Source organism: Raoultibacter phocaeensis, from assembly GCF_901411515.1.
GTDB classification, from domain to species: domain Bacteria; phylum Actinomycetota; class Coriobacteriia; order Coriobacteriales; family Eggerthellaceae; genus Raoultibacter; species Raoultibacter phocaeensis.
Genome location: NZ_CABDUX010000002.1, coordinates 1,407,212 through 1,422,374, shown reverse-complemented (window position 1 = coordinate 1,422,374; position 15,163 = coordinate 1,407,212). Strand labels below are relative to the sequence as shown.

Annotated in this window: 15 protein-coding genes; 14 read left to right on the top strand and 1 reads right to left on the bottom strand. The window is 54.9% G+C overall.

All coding sequences use genetic code 11. The annotated features are described in order from the left end of the window. The first annotated feature begins 183 nt into the window (after nt 1–183). From rfbA to FJE54_RS13985, 5 genes are all read left to right on the top strand, one after another. Nucleotides 184–1,092: a glucose-1-phosphate thymidylyltransferase RfbA gene (rfbA, locus tag FJE54_RS14005; protein ID WP_139653415.1), complete on the top strand. Its 909-nt coding sequence runs from the start codon at nt 184–186 to the stop codon at nt 1,090–1,092. Further along, nucleotides 1,089–1,991 carry a dTDP-4-dehydrorhamnose reductase gene (gene rfbD / locus FJE54_RS14000; protein WP_139653414.1) on the top strand — a complete coding sequence of 301 codons (903 nt, stop codon included), beginning with the start codon at nt 1,089–1,091 and terminating at the stop codon, nt 1,989–1,991. Before rfbA ends, rfbD begins: the two co-directional genes overlap by 4 nt. Nucleotides 1,992–1,998: 7 nt before the next feature. After that, a complete protein-coding gene (gene rfbB / locus FJE54_RS13995) occupies nt 1,999–3,096 on the top strand; it encodes a dTDP-glucose 4,6-dehydratase (protein WP_139653413.1) in 1,098 nt (365 codons plus the stop codon). Beyond that, a complete protein-coding gene (gene rfbC, locus FJE54_RS13990; protein WP_139653412.1) occupies nt 3,096–3,677 on the top strand; it encodes a dTDP-4-dehydrorhamnose 3,5-epimerase in 582 nt (193 codons plus the stop codon). The genes rfbB and rfbC overlap by 1 nt, the downstream gene beginning before the upstream one ends. Before the next feature lie 74 nt (nt 3,678–3,751). Further along, a complete protein-coding gene (locus tag FJE54_RS13985; RefSeq protein ID WP_139653411.1) occupies nt 3,752–4,597 on the top strand; it encodes a LicD family protein in 846 nt (281 codons plus the stop codon). Between the two features lie 38 nt (nt 4,598–4,635). On the opposite strand, the gene FJE54_RS13980 is transcribed toward FJE54_RS13985, so the two are convergent. Continuing rightward, on the bottom strand, nt 4,636–5,433 hold the full coding sequence (locus tag FJE54_RS13980) for a glycosyltransferase family A protein (protein ID WP_139653410.1): 798 nt from the start codon (nt 5,431–5,433) through the stop codon (nt 4,636–4,638). Between the two features lie 89 nt (nt 5,434–5,522). Between FJE54_RS13980 and FJE54_RS13975 the strand changes: the two genes are divergently transcribed. From FJE54_RS13975 to FJE54_RS13935, 9 genes are all read left to right on the top strand, one after another. Next, nucleotides 5,523–6,377, top strand: coding sequence for a LicD family protein (locus FJE54_RS13975; RefSeq protein ID WP_139653409.1), 855 nt, complete (start codon nt 5,523–5,525; stop codon nt 6,375–6,377). 20 nt (nt 6,378–6,397) lie between these two features. Beyond that, nucleotides 6,398–7,642 (top strand): lipopolysaccharide biosynthesis protein, encoded by a 1,245-nt coding sequence (locus FJE54_RS13970; protein WP_139653408.1) that lies wholly within the window; start codon nt 6,398–6,400, stop codon nt 7,640–7,642. Nucleotides 7,643–7,727: 85 nt separating this feature from the next. Further along, a complete protein-coding gene (locus tag FJE54_RS13965; RefSeq protein WP_139653407.1) occupies nt 7,728–8,408 on the top strand; it encodes a glycosyltransferase family 2 protein in 681 nt (226 codons plus the stop codon). Between the two features lie 4 nt (nt 8,409–8,412). After that, nucleotides 8,413–8,793: a DUF2304 domain-containing protein gene (locus tag FJE54_RS16480; protein ID WP_139653406.1), complete on the top strand. Its 381-nt coding sequence runs from the start codon at nt 8,413–8,415 to the stop codon at nt 8,791–8,793. A gap of 248 nt (nt 8,794–9,041) precedes the next feature. Continuing rightward, nucleotides 9,042–10,004, top strand: coding sequence for an extracellular solute-binding protein (locus FJE54_RS13955; protein WP_255467445.1), 963 nt, complete (start codon nt 9,042–9,044; stop codon nt 10,002–10,004). 4 nt (nt 10,005–10,008) lie between these two features. Further along, nucleotides 10,009–10,773, top strand: coding sequence for an ABC transporter ATP-binding protein (locus FJE54_RS13950; RefSeq protein WP_139653404.1), 765 nt, complete (start codon nt 10,009–10,011; stop codon nt 10,771–10,773). A gap of 5 nt (nt 10,774–10,778) precedes the next feature. Further along, the gene (locus FJE54_RS13945) at nt 10,779–12,359 is read left to right on the top strand and encodes an ABC transporter permease subunit (RefSeq protein ID WP_139653403.1); all 1,581 of its coding nucleotides are present in this window, start codon (nt 10,779–10,781) and stop codon (nt 12,357–12,359) included. Nucleotides 12,360–12,446: 87 nt separating this feature from the next. Next, a complete protein-coding gene (locus FJE54_RS13940) occupies nt 12,447–13,346 on the top strand; it encodes a sugar phosphate nucleotidyltransferase (RefSeq protein WP_139653402.1) in 900 nt (299 codons plus the stop codon). Between the two features lie 16 nt (nt 13,347–13,362). After that, nucleotides 13,363–15,144, top strand: a complete 1,782-nt coding sequence (locus FJE54_RS13935) for a phosphotransferase (protein WP_139653401.1) — start codon at nt 13,363–13,365, stop codon at nt 15,142–15,144. The last annotated feature ends 19 nt before the right edge of the window (nt 15,145–15,163 follow it).

Genomic DNA, 15,163 nt, shown 5'->3' with positions numbered 1-15,163 from the left:
TTCTCGAAAAGATATTTCGTGAAAACGGTTCGAAGAGCGCGATACGCATTGTTGGGTGTACCGACGTTTGTCGATTACAATGGATGCAAGAAGAGTCAAGTTTATGATTATCGTATTTTCGAGCGCTCTCACACTATAATATTCTGATTGCACAGTCCAAAGCGAAGGAGTCTTGAAGCGCGGATGAAGGGAATAATACTTGCCGGAGGTTCCGGAACCCGTCTCTACCCGCTCACAACGGTGACGAGCAAGCAGCTTTTGCCCGTCTACGACAAGCCGATGATCTACTATCCGCTGTCGGTCCTTATGATGGCGGGCATACAGGACATCCTCATAATATCGACTCCGCAGGATCTGCCGAATTTCGAGCGGCTTCTGCGTGACGGCTCGGATTTCGGTGTGAAGCTGTCCTATGCCGAGCAGCCGTCGCCCGACGGCCTTGCCCAGGCTTTCATCATCGGCGAAACGTTTGTGGGCGGTTCCAGCTGCGCGCTCGTGCTGGGCGACAACATCTTCTACGGGAGCGGTTTGGAGCGGCATCTGCGCCGTGCGGTCGAAACGGCCGAGACGTGCGGCGGCGCGACCATCTTCGGCTACCACGTGGACGACCCCGAGCGGTTTGGCGTGGTCGAATTTGACGAGCGGTACAACGCCGTGTCCATCGAAGAGAAGCCGAAGCACCCTAAAAGCAACTACGCCGTCACGGGGCTGTACTTCTACGATGCACGGGTGTGCGAACTCGCGCAGCGGGTCACTCCCTCCGCCCGGGGGGAACTCGAGATCACCGACCTCAACCGCATGTACCTCGACGAGGGCTCGCTCAACGTGGTCACCCTCGGGCGGGGGTACGCGTGGCTCGATACGGGCACGATGGAATCCCTGTTCGAGGCGTCCGACTACGTGCGCGCCGTCGCGCGTAGCCAGGGCCTCGCGATATCCGTCATCGAGGAGATCGCCTATCGAAACGGGTGGATCGACCGCGACAAACTGCTGGAATGCTCGGAGCGCTACGGGAAGTCGCCGTACGGCCGACATCTGAGGAAGGTTGCCGAGGGCAGGATCGTTCCTCAGGATGGGGAGGAGCGGGCATGAGGATTCTCGTTACCGGCGGAAACGGTCAGCTCGGCAGTGAACTTCAGCGCATAGTGCGCACAGGTGAGGCCGAGTTGGGCCCTTTGCCCGCCGTTTACGCGCATGCGGATGTCGTTTCGACCGATGTTCAGACGCTTGACATCACCGATGCCGATGCCGTGTCCTCGTTCGTTTCGGAGGGCGGGTTCGATGTTATCATCAACTGCGCCGCCATGACCAACGTCGATGGTTGCGAAGCGGCTGAAGACGATGCGTGGCGCGTCAACGCCGAAGCTCCGGGCAACCTTGCCTGTGCGGCGGAGGCTTCGGGGGCAACTTTCGTCCAGGTATCGACCGACTATGTGTTTCCGGGAACCGAGCCGCGGCCGCGGCTCGAAAGCGATCCGACTGGTCCCGTTTCGGTATACGGACGCACAAAGCTTGCGGGGGAGCGAAAGGCTCTCGAAGGCTGCAGCCGTTGCTTTGTTGTGCGTACGGCATGGCTGTATGGGTACGTGGGCAAAAACTTCGTCAAAACCATGATGCGGATCGGCAAAACTCACGACGAAGTGGCGGTGGTCGACGATCAGGTGGGCAACCCCACCTCGGCCAACGATCTGGCCTACGAAATTCTTCGGATTGCGGCAACGAAGCAGTACGGAATCTATCATTGCACCAACAACGGCATATGTTCGTGGGCCGATTTCGCCGAGACCATTATGGACGAGGCGGGGCTTGCGTGCAAAGTGGTGCGCTGCACGTCCGAGGAGTACGCCGCGGCGCATCCCAATGCGGCTCGACGCCCTGCGTATTCCGCATTGCGCAATGCGCATCTCGAAGAGACAATCGGCGACGACATGCGCTCTTGGCGCGAAGCGTTTTCCGAATACATGAGAAATTTCCCTGATCTGGAAGGCTAACGACGCTATGAAAACGTATTTAGTTACCGGCGGTGCCGGCTTCATCGGCAGCAACTTCGTGATCTACCTTCTGCGCAAGCACGAAGATATCCGCCTCGTCAACGTTGACAAACTCACCTACGCGGGAAACCTCGAGAATCTCAAAGAGGTGGAGGGCGATCCGCGCCACGTATTCGTTCAAGCGGATATCTGCGATAAAGTTGTCCTCGAGCGCCTGTTCGAGGAGCATGACGTTGACTACGTGGTTAACTTTGCAGCGGAAAGCCATGTCGACCGCTCTATAGAAACCCCCGAGGTATTCGCTCAGACCAACGTTATGGGTACCGTTGCGCTGCTCAACGCCGCCCGAAGCGCATGGGAGCAGCCAAACGGATCGTACCCTTCGGGCAAGCGCTTCTTGCAGGTGTCGACTGACGAGGTGTACGGAAGCCTCCCCCTCGATGATCCAAACGCGTTTTTCAGGGAAGACACGCCGCTCGATCCCCACAGCCCCTATTCCGCATCGAAGGCCTCGGCCGATCTGTTCGTGATGGCGTACGGCGATACCTACGGGCTTCCGATCAATATCACACGGTGTTCGAACAACTACGGTCCCTTCCAGTTTCCCGAGAAGCTCATTCCGCTCATGATCAACAATGCACTTGCTCATAAAGAGCTGCCCGTGTACGGAGACGGTCTGAACGTGCGGGATTGGCTCTACGTCGAAGATCATTGCAAGGCCATCGACCTGGTGCTCGAACGAGGCATTGTGGGCGAGGTGTACAATGTCGGAGGCCACAACGAACGGCCCAACATTTTCATCGTTCAAAAGATCATCGAGGAAACCTCGAATGTTGCGGAGGATACTGCGATCGACGAAACGCTCATCTCGTATGTCGAAGACCGCAAAGGGCATGACCGTAGGTACGGCATCGCGCCCGACAAGATCAAGGCCGATCTGGGATGGTATCCTGAGACCCCGTTCGAGGTGGGTATAGTCAAGACGATCGAATGGTATCTCAGAAATGAAGCGTGGATGGCTGGCGTTACCGACGGATCGTATCAGGATTATTACGAGAAGATGTATCGAGGGCGTTCGGCGGCTTCGCAAGAAGGGGATCGATAATGACTCTGGAATCAAGCACTACGTTCGGCAACTTCATCTTTACGAGAACATCGATCGAGGGCGTCATCGTTGTCGATGCCGTCCGATACGACGACGAACGCGGCTATTTCATGGAGACGTATAAGAAACCCGATTTCGTTGCTGGCGGCATTGATGCCGAGTTCGTGCAAGACAATCAATCGGCATCGACGCGAGGCGTGCTGCGCGGACTGCACTTCCAGATTGAGCATCCGCAGTCCAAGCTCGTGCGTGTAGTATCTGGCGAAGTATTCGATGTGGTTGTGGACCTTCGGGCGGGAAGCCCCACATACGGCACATGGGAGGGAGTGATCCTCTCTGCCGAAAACCGACGTCAGCTTTTCATGCCGCATGGTTTCGCGCATGGATTTCTCGTGCTATCCGACTCTGCGGAATTCTGCTACAAATGCGACGACGTGTACCATCCCAACGACGAGGGGGGGCTTATGTGGAACGATCCCGCAATCGGGATCGAATGGCCCATACCCGAGGGCATGGAACTGGTCTTGAGCGACAAAGACAAAAAGCATCCATGCCTCAAGGACATCGCTGCTGTTATCTGATACCATAGCAAATCGTCGGCATAGCAGGCGATGCCGACAGGGGGCAGCGCTAGCGCGATGAAGGTTGGGTGGCAATGAGAGAATACGACGACGAAACGCTCGGGCATTTGCAGCAATGCGAGTTGATGATACTCGACGATTTTCTGCATATCTGCGATTCCGAAGGGCTCACGTATTTCGGCCTCGCCGGTACGGCGCTCGGCGCTGTGCGGCACAAGGGTTTTATTCCCTGGGATGATGACATCGATGTCGGGCTTCCAAGCAAAGACCTCGAACGGCTTATCGAAGTCGTGAAGGCCGATTACTCCGATAAATACGTGATCATGAACGCGGCCGAAGACATCCACTATCCCTTACCGACCACGCGTATGATGCTCAAGGGCACGCAGTTTTGCGAAGAAGCACTGCAGAGCGTACCGTGCTTCATGGGCATATTCCTCGACCTGTATGCGTTCGACGCGGTTGCCGATGATGAGAAGGCCTACCGCAAGCAGGCATGGGATGCGTGGTGGTGGTCGCATGTACGCATCCTGCTCAGCATTCCCAAACCGGTTCTTCCTTTCGGGGGGGGGCTCAAAGCGGTTGCCTCGAAAATATGCCAGTTCGCCTCATGGTTCTTCAACAAAGTAGGCATGACGAGCGAGAGGGCGTTCAAAAACGAGGAAGCGGCTCGCAATCGCTATCGGGATTGCGAAACCAAGCGTATCGCCTACCTATGCGATACCGATCGGTTTTCTCAGACCATCGCATGGGACGACCTGCTTCCCCTGAAAAAGCTCGAGTACGAAGGCCGCCAGATCGCCTTTCCCTCGAATTACGAACAGCATCTCGTCGATTTGTATGGCGACTACATGACGCTTCCCCCCGAAGAAAAGCGCAAGAACCATTTTCCCGCCCGGTTGGATTTCGGGCCGTACTGATTCTGCGCGAACCGCTTTGCTGTACGAAGGGTACACGGCTAGCCTTTTTGATTGCTCTTCTCGCCTTTGGAGTACCAGCGGTACACAAACGCTGCAATTGGCTTCGGCCAGAAGCTCTGGAGCATCCGCAGGTCCTCAGCACCCCTGCTGCTGTCTTCTATCAGGTGAGACGTTTCCGAGTCCTCGTGGATGCGGTGATACATCATGATCGACGGATTGTACAGAAAGTCGCCTTCTTGGAGGGCCAGAGCGGCCCATGCCTGCCAATCGAGATTCGATCGGTAGTCGTCTTTAAAGTAGTTCGGGGTTATCTTGTTTTTGACGAGAGTGACCGAGGGGCAGCAGATGGGGGAGCCGAACGAAAGGATTCGCCTTCGGACGAACCTGCTGCGGCGAAGCGACGTTCGTTTGAGGGGAGCGAGCATGGTTCGCTTTACACGGAGAAGCTGGTTGTCGTCTATGCGCTCGCCGTTTCTCATCTCCCCGTAGTTGGTGAAATACAGGAGCGGATCGTTCGATTCGTTCATCATCAGAAGCATGTTTTCAAGATAAGCCGGCTCGTATACGTCGTCTTGATGGGCGATGGTAACGAGCTCGGTTTCGGCGAAATCGACCGCATGGTTCCAGTCGGATGCGATCCCTGGCTCCGTGTCGCTGACGTGGAGCGAAATGGAATAGCGCTTGCTCAGGCTTTCGATGTACTCGTTTGGAGTCGATGTTGCGATAAGGATGTTCGCCTCGACGGTTTGTGCGAGAAGCGATTGCAGGCACTCTTCTAAATACGGGCTTTCTTTGTAAGCGCATACGGCAAAAGTGTGGTTTGATGACGAGTACATAGTTACTTCCTGTATAGTGTAGGCTCGGTATGGGGCAATGTCCAAACAACGATATCGTATTCAGGTGATAAGGAGCAAGAGCGACAGCCATGACATACAAAGAATACGAGAACCCCGAAGAGTTGAGGAAGTTGCAACTGGTCTCGACCGATATTCTTGAAGAGTTCGACCGGGTATGCAAGGTTCTCGACATACCGTACTTCATCTACGCGGGAACCGCCATCGGCGCGGTGAGGCACCAGGGGTTCATTCCATGGGATGACGACATCGACGTCGGTCTTCTGCGCGAGGACTATAACCGGTTTCTCGCTGAAGCTCCCGCTGTGGTGGGCGATCGATTTGAAGTGGTGAGCTCGTATACCGAACGCTATTTTCCCGCTTGCAACGCCAATCTGTCGCTCAAGGGTACTTTGGGCGTTCCCGAGGAGTTCGACGACTGTCCGTACCAGTACGCCATCGGCATCGGTATCTTTGCGTTCGACAAACTCGTAGACGATCCAAAACGCTACAAGCGTCAGAGCAGAAGGACGTGGATGTGGGGCCGTCTCGCCTTTCTGCGCGCTACGCCGACGCCTCATCTTTCGCTGCGTGGATGGAAGCGCGGATTGGTTCTCGCAGCCTGCCGGATTGCCTATTCGGTCATGAAGGTCGCAAACGTATCCCCGCAATGGATCTACCGAAAATGGGAGCAGGCTGCGACGCTCTACAACGGCACGGATGGCGTGTGCGTTGCGGATTTCATGGACAAGGATCCGAAGTCGTGCAGCGCGCGACTCGACGAGCTGTTTCCGACGAAGACCGTTGCGTTCGAGGGGCTTGCAGTGCAAACCGCGCGAGACGACGACGCGATGCTCAGGCGCATTTACGGCGACTACCTTAAACTTCCCCCTGTCGAAGACCGATGGAACCATCTGCCCTCGAAACTTGATTTCGGAAGCTACTGATTCGTCGGCGACTTTCATCCATGTCCTCGAACACTCAGATAAAGAAGGATTACTTTTGGAATACGCTCGGCAGCGCTATGAGCGCGGTTGCAAGCGTCCTTCTGCTCATGGTGGTAACGCAATCGCTCGGCGCGTATGTCGGTGGTATCTTTGCCCTCGCCTTTGCCGTCGCGCAGCAGTTTCAAACGCTCGGGCAGTATGAGGTGCGCCCCTATCAGGCAACCGATGTCGAAGACAAGTTCAGCTTCGGAGTGTACTATGCTGCGCGTATCGTCACCTGCGGCCTTATGATAGCGGGCATCGTCCTATACGCGATCTATTCGAACGGACTCGGCTACGAAGCCGTGCTTCTCGTTCTTGTCGGGTGGCTCAGGTTCTTCGACGCGTTCGAAGACGTATTCCACGGCATGTTCCAACAGAGGGGGAGGTTGGATATTGCGGGCAAAGCGTTCTTCTGGCGGGTTCTCTCGACGGTCGTTTCGTTCTCGGTGACGGCTTTTCTGGCTCGCGACATTTTCGTCGCGTGCGTCGTGTCGATCGTTGTTTCGACGATTACGTTCGTCGTGCTCAACATACCACCCGCGCGTTCGTTCGTCACCATCAAACCGATATTCGATTTCAAGAAAATCCGGCAACTGCTCGTCGCGTGCTTCCCTTTGTTCCTCGGGTCTTTCCTGCTCATGTATCTTGTCAATGCGCCGCGCTACGGGATCGAAGAGGTGCTTTCGAAAGAATTCCAAACCTACTACGCCATCCTGTTCATGCCCGCCATGGTAATCAATCTCATCAGCGGATTCATATTCAAGCCACTGCTTACCACATTGGCGAACCATTGGAAAAACGGCTCGAGGCGGGGGTTTGCGTCGATTATCGCCAAGGGGCTTGCCGCTGTCGCCGTCACATCGGTTTTTGCCCTCGTCGTTGCATACTTCATCGGGATACCCGTCCTTTCGTTTCTGTATGGTGTTGATTTGTCGGGGTATCGGCCGGTGCTCATGACTCTGCTCGTGGGCGGGGCGTTCAATGCAGCGAGCGTTATCTTGTACTATGGGCTTATTACCACGCGGCATCAGGGTGCCATATTGCCCGGATACGCCATCGCTGCCCTGGCAGCGCTTCTGTTTTCCCGGCTCTCGATCGAACAGTTCGGCATGATGGGAGCCGCATATCTGTACGACGGCGTCATGGTGCTGCTCGTTGTAATATTCGCTGCGCTCAACGTGTATTTCGTCAAACGCGCTGCAGGCGTTTCGAAACGTCCGTGAGGTAGCGGGGCATGAGCGCTCTGCTGGTGCGCACAGGGCAGTGCGGTTCTGCACGATGGCGATCTATTTAGGCTATAATAGAGCGATGAAGCTATTAACGATTATTCCAGCATACAACGAGCAAGACTGCATCGTGGGGACGATCGAGGAGTTGCGTCAGGCGGTGCCCGACGTCGATATCCTTGTAATCAACGATGGCTCTACCGATGAAACGGGTGCGATATGCCGTCGCGAAGGATACAACTTCCTCGATTTGCCGATTAACGTGGGGCTCTCAGCGGGTTTTCAGGCGGGCATGAAGTACGCATGGCGAAACGGGTATGATTGCGCGCTGCAATTCGATGCCGATGGCCAGCACCGGCCCGAATACGTTACGCCGATGCTCGAGGCCATGGAGGCAACGGGTGCCGACATCGTCATCGGATCTCGCTTTGTGACGAAGAAGAAAAATGCGTCCGCCCGTATGGCTGGCTCGATGCTCATTTCGTCTCTCATTAAGCTTACAACGGGCAAGAAGCTTTTCGATCCTACATCGGGTATGCGCATGTACAATCGTCGGACGATAGAGGAATTCGTGAACCGATCGGACTTCGGTCCTGAACCCGATACGCTTGCTTATCTTATGAGGAAGGGTTTTAAAGTTGTAGAGGTGCAGGCTGAAATGAGGGATCGGGAAACAGGGGAGAGCTATTTAAGCTTTTCGAAATCAATCATGTACATGGCGCGTGCCTTCGTGTCGATACTTATCGTGCAATGGCTGAGGTGAAACGATGAGTTGGTATTTTCGGGCGGTTCTAGTTCTCGGTGCCTTGATCGTTTTTCTATTCGTTTTGAGAAAGCTCAAGAAAACCGAGATGAGCATTGCCAATTCGGTATTCTGGCTCCTTTTCGCTGCTGCGCTCGTGATTGCAGCGGTCTTTCCCCCTGTCGTGTTTTTCTTTTCCGATCTGCTCAGCATCGAGTCCCCCTCGAACTTTATTTTTCTGTGCGTGATTGCTTTTTTGTTCATAAGGTGCTTTACGCTGACGGTAGAGGTATCGAATCTCAAAGAGCGACTCGATATCCTTTCGCAGGAGATAGCCCTTAAAGAGAATGATCGATGGCGTCGAGTTCATCCCGACGAGGCAGATGACGAAAGCACGTCCAAGTAGGCGGGATTTTTTCCTTCCGTACCACGAGCGGTTCGGTCGCGGCGAACTGCATCGGAGGTGCAGCATATTCTCAGCAAAGTAAGGCCTGGGTCTTTTGCAAGGCGCTTTTGATAGTTTGCTTGTTCAAATTTTACTTTTTCTTTACAAAAATGAACAGTACGGCTACACTGGTCGCTATGCTTACCACCACACACACCCAACAAGATCTGGCAGCGTATCTTGCATACCCGATAACCCGAAGGGGGGCGGTGGCCGTCGGCTGCCTGCTCGCATCGTCGTTGCTTCTTTCGGGCTGCTCGCCCGCAAACGAGAACACAGTCGTCATCTACTCGTGCGGGGAGGGCGCTGCCAACGAAATGCTTCTCACCGCAATGCATGAGGATCTTCCCGAATACGACATCAGGCTCCACTACGTGTCGACGGGTTCGGGAGCCGCCCGCATCAAAACCGAGGGCGTGCAGAGCGAGGCGGACATCATCCTCATGCTCGAAGGCGGCTATTTGCGTCAGATCGAGGATGTGCTCGCTCCTCTTGCATACGATTTCTCCGTTTTCGAGGATGACTTGCTCGACGGAACGCAGAAGTACCTGCCGTTTCGGCGGGAAAGCGCTTGTATCGCGGTCAACCGGGGCGAGCTCGAGGCGCGCGGGCTTGCCGTGCCCGAGACGTATGACGATTTGCTCGATCCTGCGTATAAGGGACTCATCTGTATGCCGAACCCCAAATCCTCGGGTACGGGCTATAACTTTGTGAAGAGCATCGTTAACGAACGGGGTGAAGAAGAGGCATTCGCATATTTCGACGGCCTTGCCGAAAACGTGTACCAGTTCACTTCTTCGGGCTCAGGACCCGTAAACGCGCTTGTGCAAGGAGAAGCACTCGTTGGTCTCGGTTTGACGTACCAGGCGGTTTCAGAAATCAATCAGAACGTACCGATCGAGATCGTCGAGTTTACGGAGGGATCTCCTTGGACTATGAACGGTATTGGCGTCATTGAGGGAAAAGAAGAAAAACCCGGCGTTCAGGCCGTTATGGATTGGATGTACGACAAGGGAATACTGCTTGATAAGCAAGAATTCGTGCCCGACAGGGTTTTCATTGAGCAGGATACGTCGATTCCGAACTATCCGACGGATGCAGCATACGCCGATATGACTGGCATCTTCGACATTGACGAAAAGCAACGCCTTTTAGAGAGATGGAAGTACTAGAACCATGAGCGATACGGTAAAACTGTCCATACGGGGTCTCACCAAGCGCTTCGATGGGAACGACACGCTCCACGCGCTCGATTTCGACGTGTACGACGGCGAGTTCCTCTCCATTCTCGGACCGTCGGGCTGCGGCAAGACGACTACGCTGCGCATACTCATCGGCCTGCTCGCTCCCGATGAGGGCACGGTGTTACTTGACGGTGTGGATATCACCCACGAGCAACCTGATAAGCGCCATATGGGGATTGTCTTTCAGGATTACGCGCTCTTCGAAAACATGACCGTGCTTGGCAATGTCGAGTACGCACTCAAGTTTAACGACGAGCTCAAGGGCCGTCGGCGTGAAATCGCGACCGCCATCCTTGATCAGCTGGGGCTTTCGGCACACCTTGGCAAGAAGGTGCATCAGCTTTCGGGCGGTCAGCAGCAGCGAGTAAGTATCGCGCGCACGCTCGCGCTCAACCCGGATATCATCTTATTCGATGAACCGATGAGCGCTCTCGATGTCGAGACGAGGCTTTCGCTGCGTGGCGAACTCAAACGCATTCAGAAGGAGTTCGGCACGACGATGATCTACATCACCCACGACCAAGAAGAAGCGTTTGCCTTGTCCGATCGCGTCATGGTCATGGGGGAGGGCAGGATTCATCAGCTTGCAACACCTGAGGAGATCATCGCGCATCCGGCTGACGAGTACGTCTCTGCGTTCGTCGTCGAAAACCTCCGTATAAAGATGGACTCGCTCGCACGATTCATGGAGGCGTAAGGCGCGTGAAGGGCAACGGAAAACTTACCGTCACGCGCGTCGTGCTTGCGCTGTTCTTTCTTTTTGCAGCGATCTTGCCGCTCATCACGCTCTTCGCGAACTTGGCGAATCCCGAAGCGCGCGCGGTCTTTGGCACCGAGCAGTTCGTCACGGCATGCCTCAACTCGGTAGCTGTTGCGCTCACTTCAACGGTCATCGCTATCGCGCTCGCTATCGCCATGGCCTGGGTTCTCTGCCGTACGAACATTCGCTTCAAAGGAGCTCTCGGTGTTCTCATGACACTGCCGATGCTCATTCCCTCCTTGGCTCACGGCATGGGACTCGTATTCCTGTTCGGCTCAAACGGTATCATCACGAACCTATTCGGTCTCGATGGCTCGATATACGGGTTTTGGGGCATCGTCATGGGTTCGGTGCTCTACTCGTTCCCCTCGGCGTTCCTGATCGTATATGACGTGCTTAAGTATGAGGATGCGCTGCCCTACGAGGCGGCTGACATTCTCGGCATCCCCAAACTCAGTCAATTCGTCAACATCACGCTACCGTATTTGCGAAAGCCGTTGATATCGGCGGTTTTTGCAACGTTCACGCTTGTGGTGACCGACTATGGCGTACCGCTTATGGTGGGCGGCAAGTGCACCACGCTTCCCGTGCTCATGTACCAAGAGGTCATAGGCCTCATGAACTTCGATACCGGGGTAGCTATCGGGTTCGTGTTGCTCATTCCCGCAGTGGTGGCGTTTCTCGTCGATATGCTCAATGCCGACAAGGGCAAGCTTTCCTTCGTATCGAAAGGCTTTGATATTGCGAAGAACCGTCTGCGCGATGCGCTCGGGTACGCGATGAGCCTCGGTATGTCGCTGTTCATCCTGCTTCCGCTCTGCTCGTTCGCGATCGTGTCGTTCGTGGCGAAGTACCCGATCGACATGACGTTCACGCTCGAAAACATCGGACGCGCGTTCAATCTGAACGCGGGCGACTACTGGGTGAACTCGGTGCTCATTGCATTCGCCGTTGCCGCCATCGGCACGGTACTCGCGTACTTTGCCGGCTACATTACCGCCCGCATCAAGGGACGCACGGGCAGAATTCTGCATCTCGTTGCGATCACGACCCTTGCGATTCCCGGTATCGTGCTCGGTTTGTCGTACGTGCTGTTCTTCAAGGGTACGTTTATCTATGGCACGTTCGCCATACTCATTCTCGCGAACCTCATTCATTTCTTCGCCTCCCCGTATCTCATGGCCTACAATTCGCTCGGAAAAGCGAACGAAAACCTCGAGGCGGTCGGATCGACCATGGGTATCAGTAGGGCGAGCATCTTGAAAGACGTGCTGATACCCCAAACGGCCGATACGATCATCGAGATGTTCTCGTATTTCTTCGTGAACTGCATGGTGACCATTTCGGCTGTAGCGTTTTTGGCGACGACGCTCGATATGCCGCTTGCGCTCTTGATCACCGACCTCGACGCCCAGCGTCTGACCGAGTGCACCGCCTTCGTATCGCTCATGATCCTCGGGACGAACGTGGCGCTCAAGCTCGTTATGACGGGCGTGAAGAAGGCCGTAAGGGCGCGGGCGTGAAGCAAGGTCCCGAAGCGCATGCGTGCGATGGAACACCTCACGTGAATTTCTCGATACAACGATACATGACGGCAAAAGGCAGGAACAATGCGTGGCCAGCTCAACTATAAGGAATTCAAACTACTGACAACGCTCGATGAGACACGCGGCCTTTCCGTGACGCAACGGGAGCTTTCCGCGATGTCGGGCCTTTCGGTCGGCACCGTGAACAAGGTGGTGGCCGATTTGACAGGTGCCGACCTCATGACCGAAGGATCGGTAACGCAGGCTGGGTTTGAAGCGCTCGAGCCGTATCGTGTCCAGCGCGCTGTGCTCATTGCGGCGGGGTTCGGTACGAGACTCGTACCGATTACCCTCAATACGCCCAAGCCCCTCATCCGCGTCCGCGGAGATCGTATTATCGATTCGCTTCTCGAAGCACTCAGCGCGGCGGGGATTGAAGAGGTGTACATCGTGCGCGGATACCTTTCCGAACAGTTCGACCAACTGCGCTACCGCTATCCGAATATCGAGTTCATAGAAAATCCGTTCTACAACGAGGCGAACAACATATCGTCTGCGCTCGCTGCCAAAGACTTGCTTGAAAACGCATACGTTATGGAATCTGACCTGCTTTTATACAACCGCTCGCTCATCACGAGATACCAATACGACTCCAATTACCTTGGCGTGCCTGTCGAAGTGACCGACGATTGGTGCTTCGAATCTAAGCGAGGCGTTATCACGAAGCTTACGGTTGGGGGTACGAACTGCCACCACATGTTCGGGATATCGTACTGGACCTCCGAGGATGGGAAAAAGCTCTCAAGCGATATCGAAGCGACATTCACTATGCCCGGAGGCAAAGAACGCTACTGGGACGAGGTTCCGCTCAACTACTTCGCCAAGAACTACACGGTTCGCATCCGGGAATGCGGATTCGAAGACGTTGTGGAAATCGATACGTTTCGCGAACTGCAGGAAATAGATCCTGCGTATTCGGTCTAGCAAGGAGTGTCAGACTATGCAAAGCAATGCACTGCCGCTTTCGAAACCGGAATTTCTGGTACTCGAAGCATGCTTTCGAAACAGCACGCGCTCGCAACGCGAGATCGCGGCAAGCACGGGGCTCTCGCTTGGAACGGTTAATGCGGTTTCAAAAAAACTTGCAGCAGAAAATATGCTCGGCGAAGCATACCGGCTAACCGAAGTGGCGTATGCGCGGCTCGAGCCTTATCGTGTGGAGAACGCTGTTATCATGGCCGCGGGGTTCGCTTCCCGCTTTGCCCCCATTTCCTACGATAAGCCTAAAGGACTCCTGAACGTCAAAGGCGATGTGCTCATTGAACGGCAGATACGCCAGCTCAAGGAGGCCGGTATCGACGACATCACGATTGTCGTCGGCTATAAGAAAGAGCAGTTCTTCTATCTTGAGGATCTATTCGGCGTATCCCTTGTCGTAAACGAGGAGTATACCGTGAGGAACAACCATTCTTCTCTATGGCTCGTTCGCGAAAAGCTCGGCAACACGTACGTCTGCTCGTCGGATAACTATTTTCCGAACAATGTGTTTTCCCGTTACGAGTATGAGGCGAATATACCGGGCGTGCTCGTTGAGGGCCGCGTGACGGAATGGGTCATGGAGCTTGGAAAAGACGATCGGATTATCGAATACGGGGAAACGACGTGCGATGATCGTTATGTGGCGCTCGGGCAGGTGTATTTTGACCGAACATTCAGCAAAGCGTTTGTCGGAATACTCGCACGCGAATACGATCTCCCTCAAACGAAGCCGAAGTTATGGGATCAGATATTCGCGGAGCATACGAAAGACCTGTACATGGTTATGAAGCCGTTTGAGCCGGGTTCGATACTCGAATTCGATTCGCTTGACGACCTGCGGGCCTTCGATCCCGATTTCATTGTCAACGTCGATTCGGCCATACTCGATAACATCTGCTCGATCCTCGGCTGCTCCCGGACGGACATCCATGGCGTACAGCCCATCAAGGAGGGACTTACCAACCTTTCGTTTCGGTTCTCCGCGTGCGGCAGCGAATACGTCTACCGACATCCCGGCAACGGGAGCGAGAACCTTGTCGATCGCAGAAGCGAGACCGAAGCGGAGCATCTTGCTCGCGAACTGGGGTTGGATCGTACTTTTGTATACGAGGATCCCGAGCAGGGGTGGAAAATCAGTCGGTTCGTCGAGGTGGTCGAGACGTTCGACTACGGCAAGAAAGAACATGTCGATACCGCTATGAAGATGGTTCGAACGCTGCATGATGCCGGCAAAACCGTACCGCGTCGCTTCGATGCCTACGAAGAGGCGCGCAAGCTCGCCGATCTGATGTACGGAAGCGCAGACCGCTATCCGGAGAGCTATCGCGAACTTTTCAAACTGGCCGAAGAAACGAAGCGTTACGTCGATGCCGACGGCGTTGCTCCCGTGCTCGTGCACGGCGATGCATGGGGCAACAACATCCTCGTATCGGAAGACGGCTTCGACCTCATCGATTGGGAATACGCCGCGACAGGCGACTACGGGCTCGATATGGGATCGTTTCTGCAGCACTTTATGACCGAAGAGGAAACGAGGTACGCCATCGACCAGTATTTCGGTGGTAAGGCAACCGAGGAAGAATATCGCCACAGCGTTGCGGGAACGGGTCTGAGCAAGTTCTATTGGACCGTGTGGGCGGGCTACGAGGCGTATCTCGATCAACCCATCGGCGAAGACGAATTCAACTGGTACCGGTTTTGCAAGAGGATGATGAAGCAAGCACTCGGTCTGTACGAAAAGTAGTACGGAAATACCCCGATCT

Excerpts from the sequence above, each read along its gene's own strand:
- FJE54_RS13975 (WP_139653409.1), top strand. The coding sequence starts at position 5,523 with ATGACATACAAAGAATACGAGAACCCCGAAGAGTTGAGGAAGTTGCAA.
- FJE54_RS13970 (WP_139653408.1), top strand. The coding sequence starts at position 6,398 with ATGTCCTCGAACACTCAGATAAAGAAGGATTACTTTTGGAATACGCTC.
- rfbB (WP_139653413.1), top strand. The coding sequence starts at position 1,999 with ATGAAAACGTATTTAGTTACCGGCGGTGCCGGCTTCATCGGCAGCAAC.
- FJE54_RS13965 (WP_139653407.1), top strand. The coding sequence starts at position 7,728 with ATGAAGCTATTAACGATTATTCCAGCATACAACGAGCAAGACTGCATC.
- rfbA (WP_139653415.1), top strand. The coding sequence starts at position 184 with ATGAAGGGAATAATACTTGCCGGAGGTTCCGGAACCCGTCTCTACCCG.
- FJE54_RS13985 (WP_139653411.1), top strand. The coding sequence starts at position 3,752 with ATGAGAGAATACGACGACGAAACGCTCGGGCATTTGCAGCAATGCGAG.
- rfbD (WP_139653414.1), top strand. The coding sequence starts at position 1,089 with ATGAGGATTCTCGTTACCGGCGGAAACGGTCAGCTCGGCAGTGAACTT.
- rfbC (WP_139653412.1), top strand. The coding sequence starts at position 3,096 with ATGACTCTGGAATCAAGCACTACGTTCGGCAACTTCATCTTTACGAGA.
- FJE54_RS13950 (WP_139653404.1), top strand. The coding sequence starts at position 10,009 with ATGAGCGATACGGTAAAACTGTCCATACGGGGTCTCACCAAGCGCTTC.
- FJE54_RS16480 (WP_139653406.1), top strand. The coding sequence starts at position 8,413 with ATGAGTTGGTATTTTCGGGCGGTTCTAGTTCTCGGTGCCTTGATCGTT.
- FJE54_RS13980 (WP_139653410.1), bottom strand. The coding sequence starts at position 5,433 with ATGTACTCGTCATCAAACCACACTTTTGCCGTATGCGCTTACAAAGAA.
- FJE54_RS13935 (WP_139653401.1), top strand. The coding sequence starts at position 13,363 with ATGCAAAGCAATGCACTGCCGCTTTCGAAACCGGAATTTCTGGTACTC.
- FJE54_RS13940 (WP_139653402.1), top strand. The coding sequence starts at position 12,447 with ATGCGTGGCCAGCTCAACTATAAGGAATTCAAACTACTGACAACGCTC.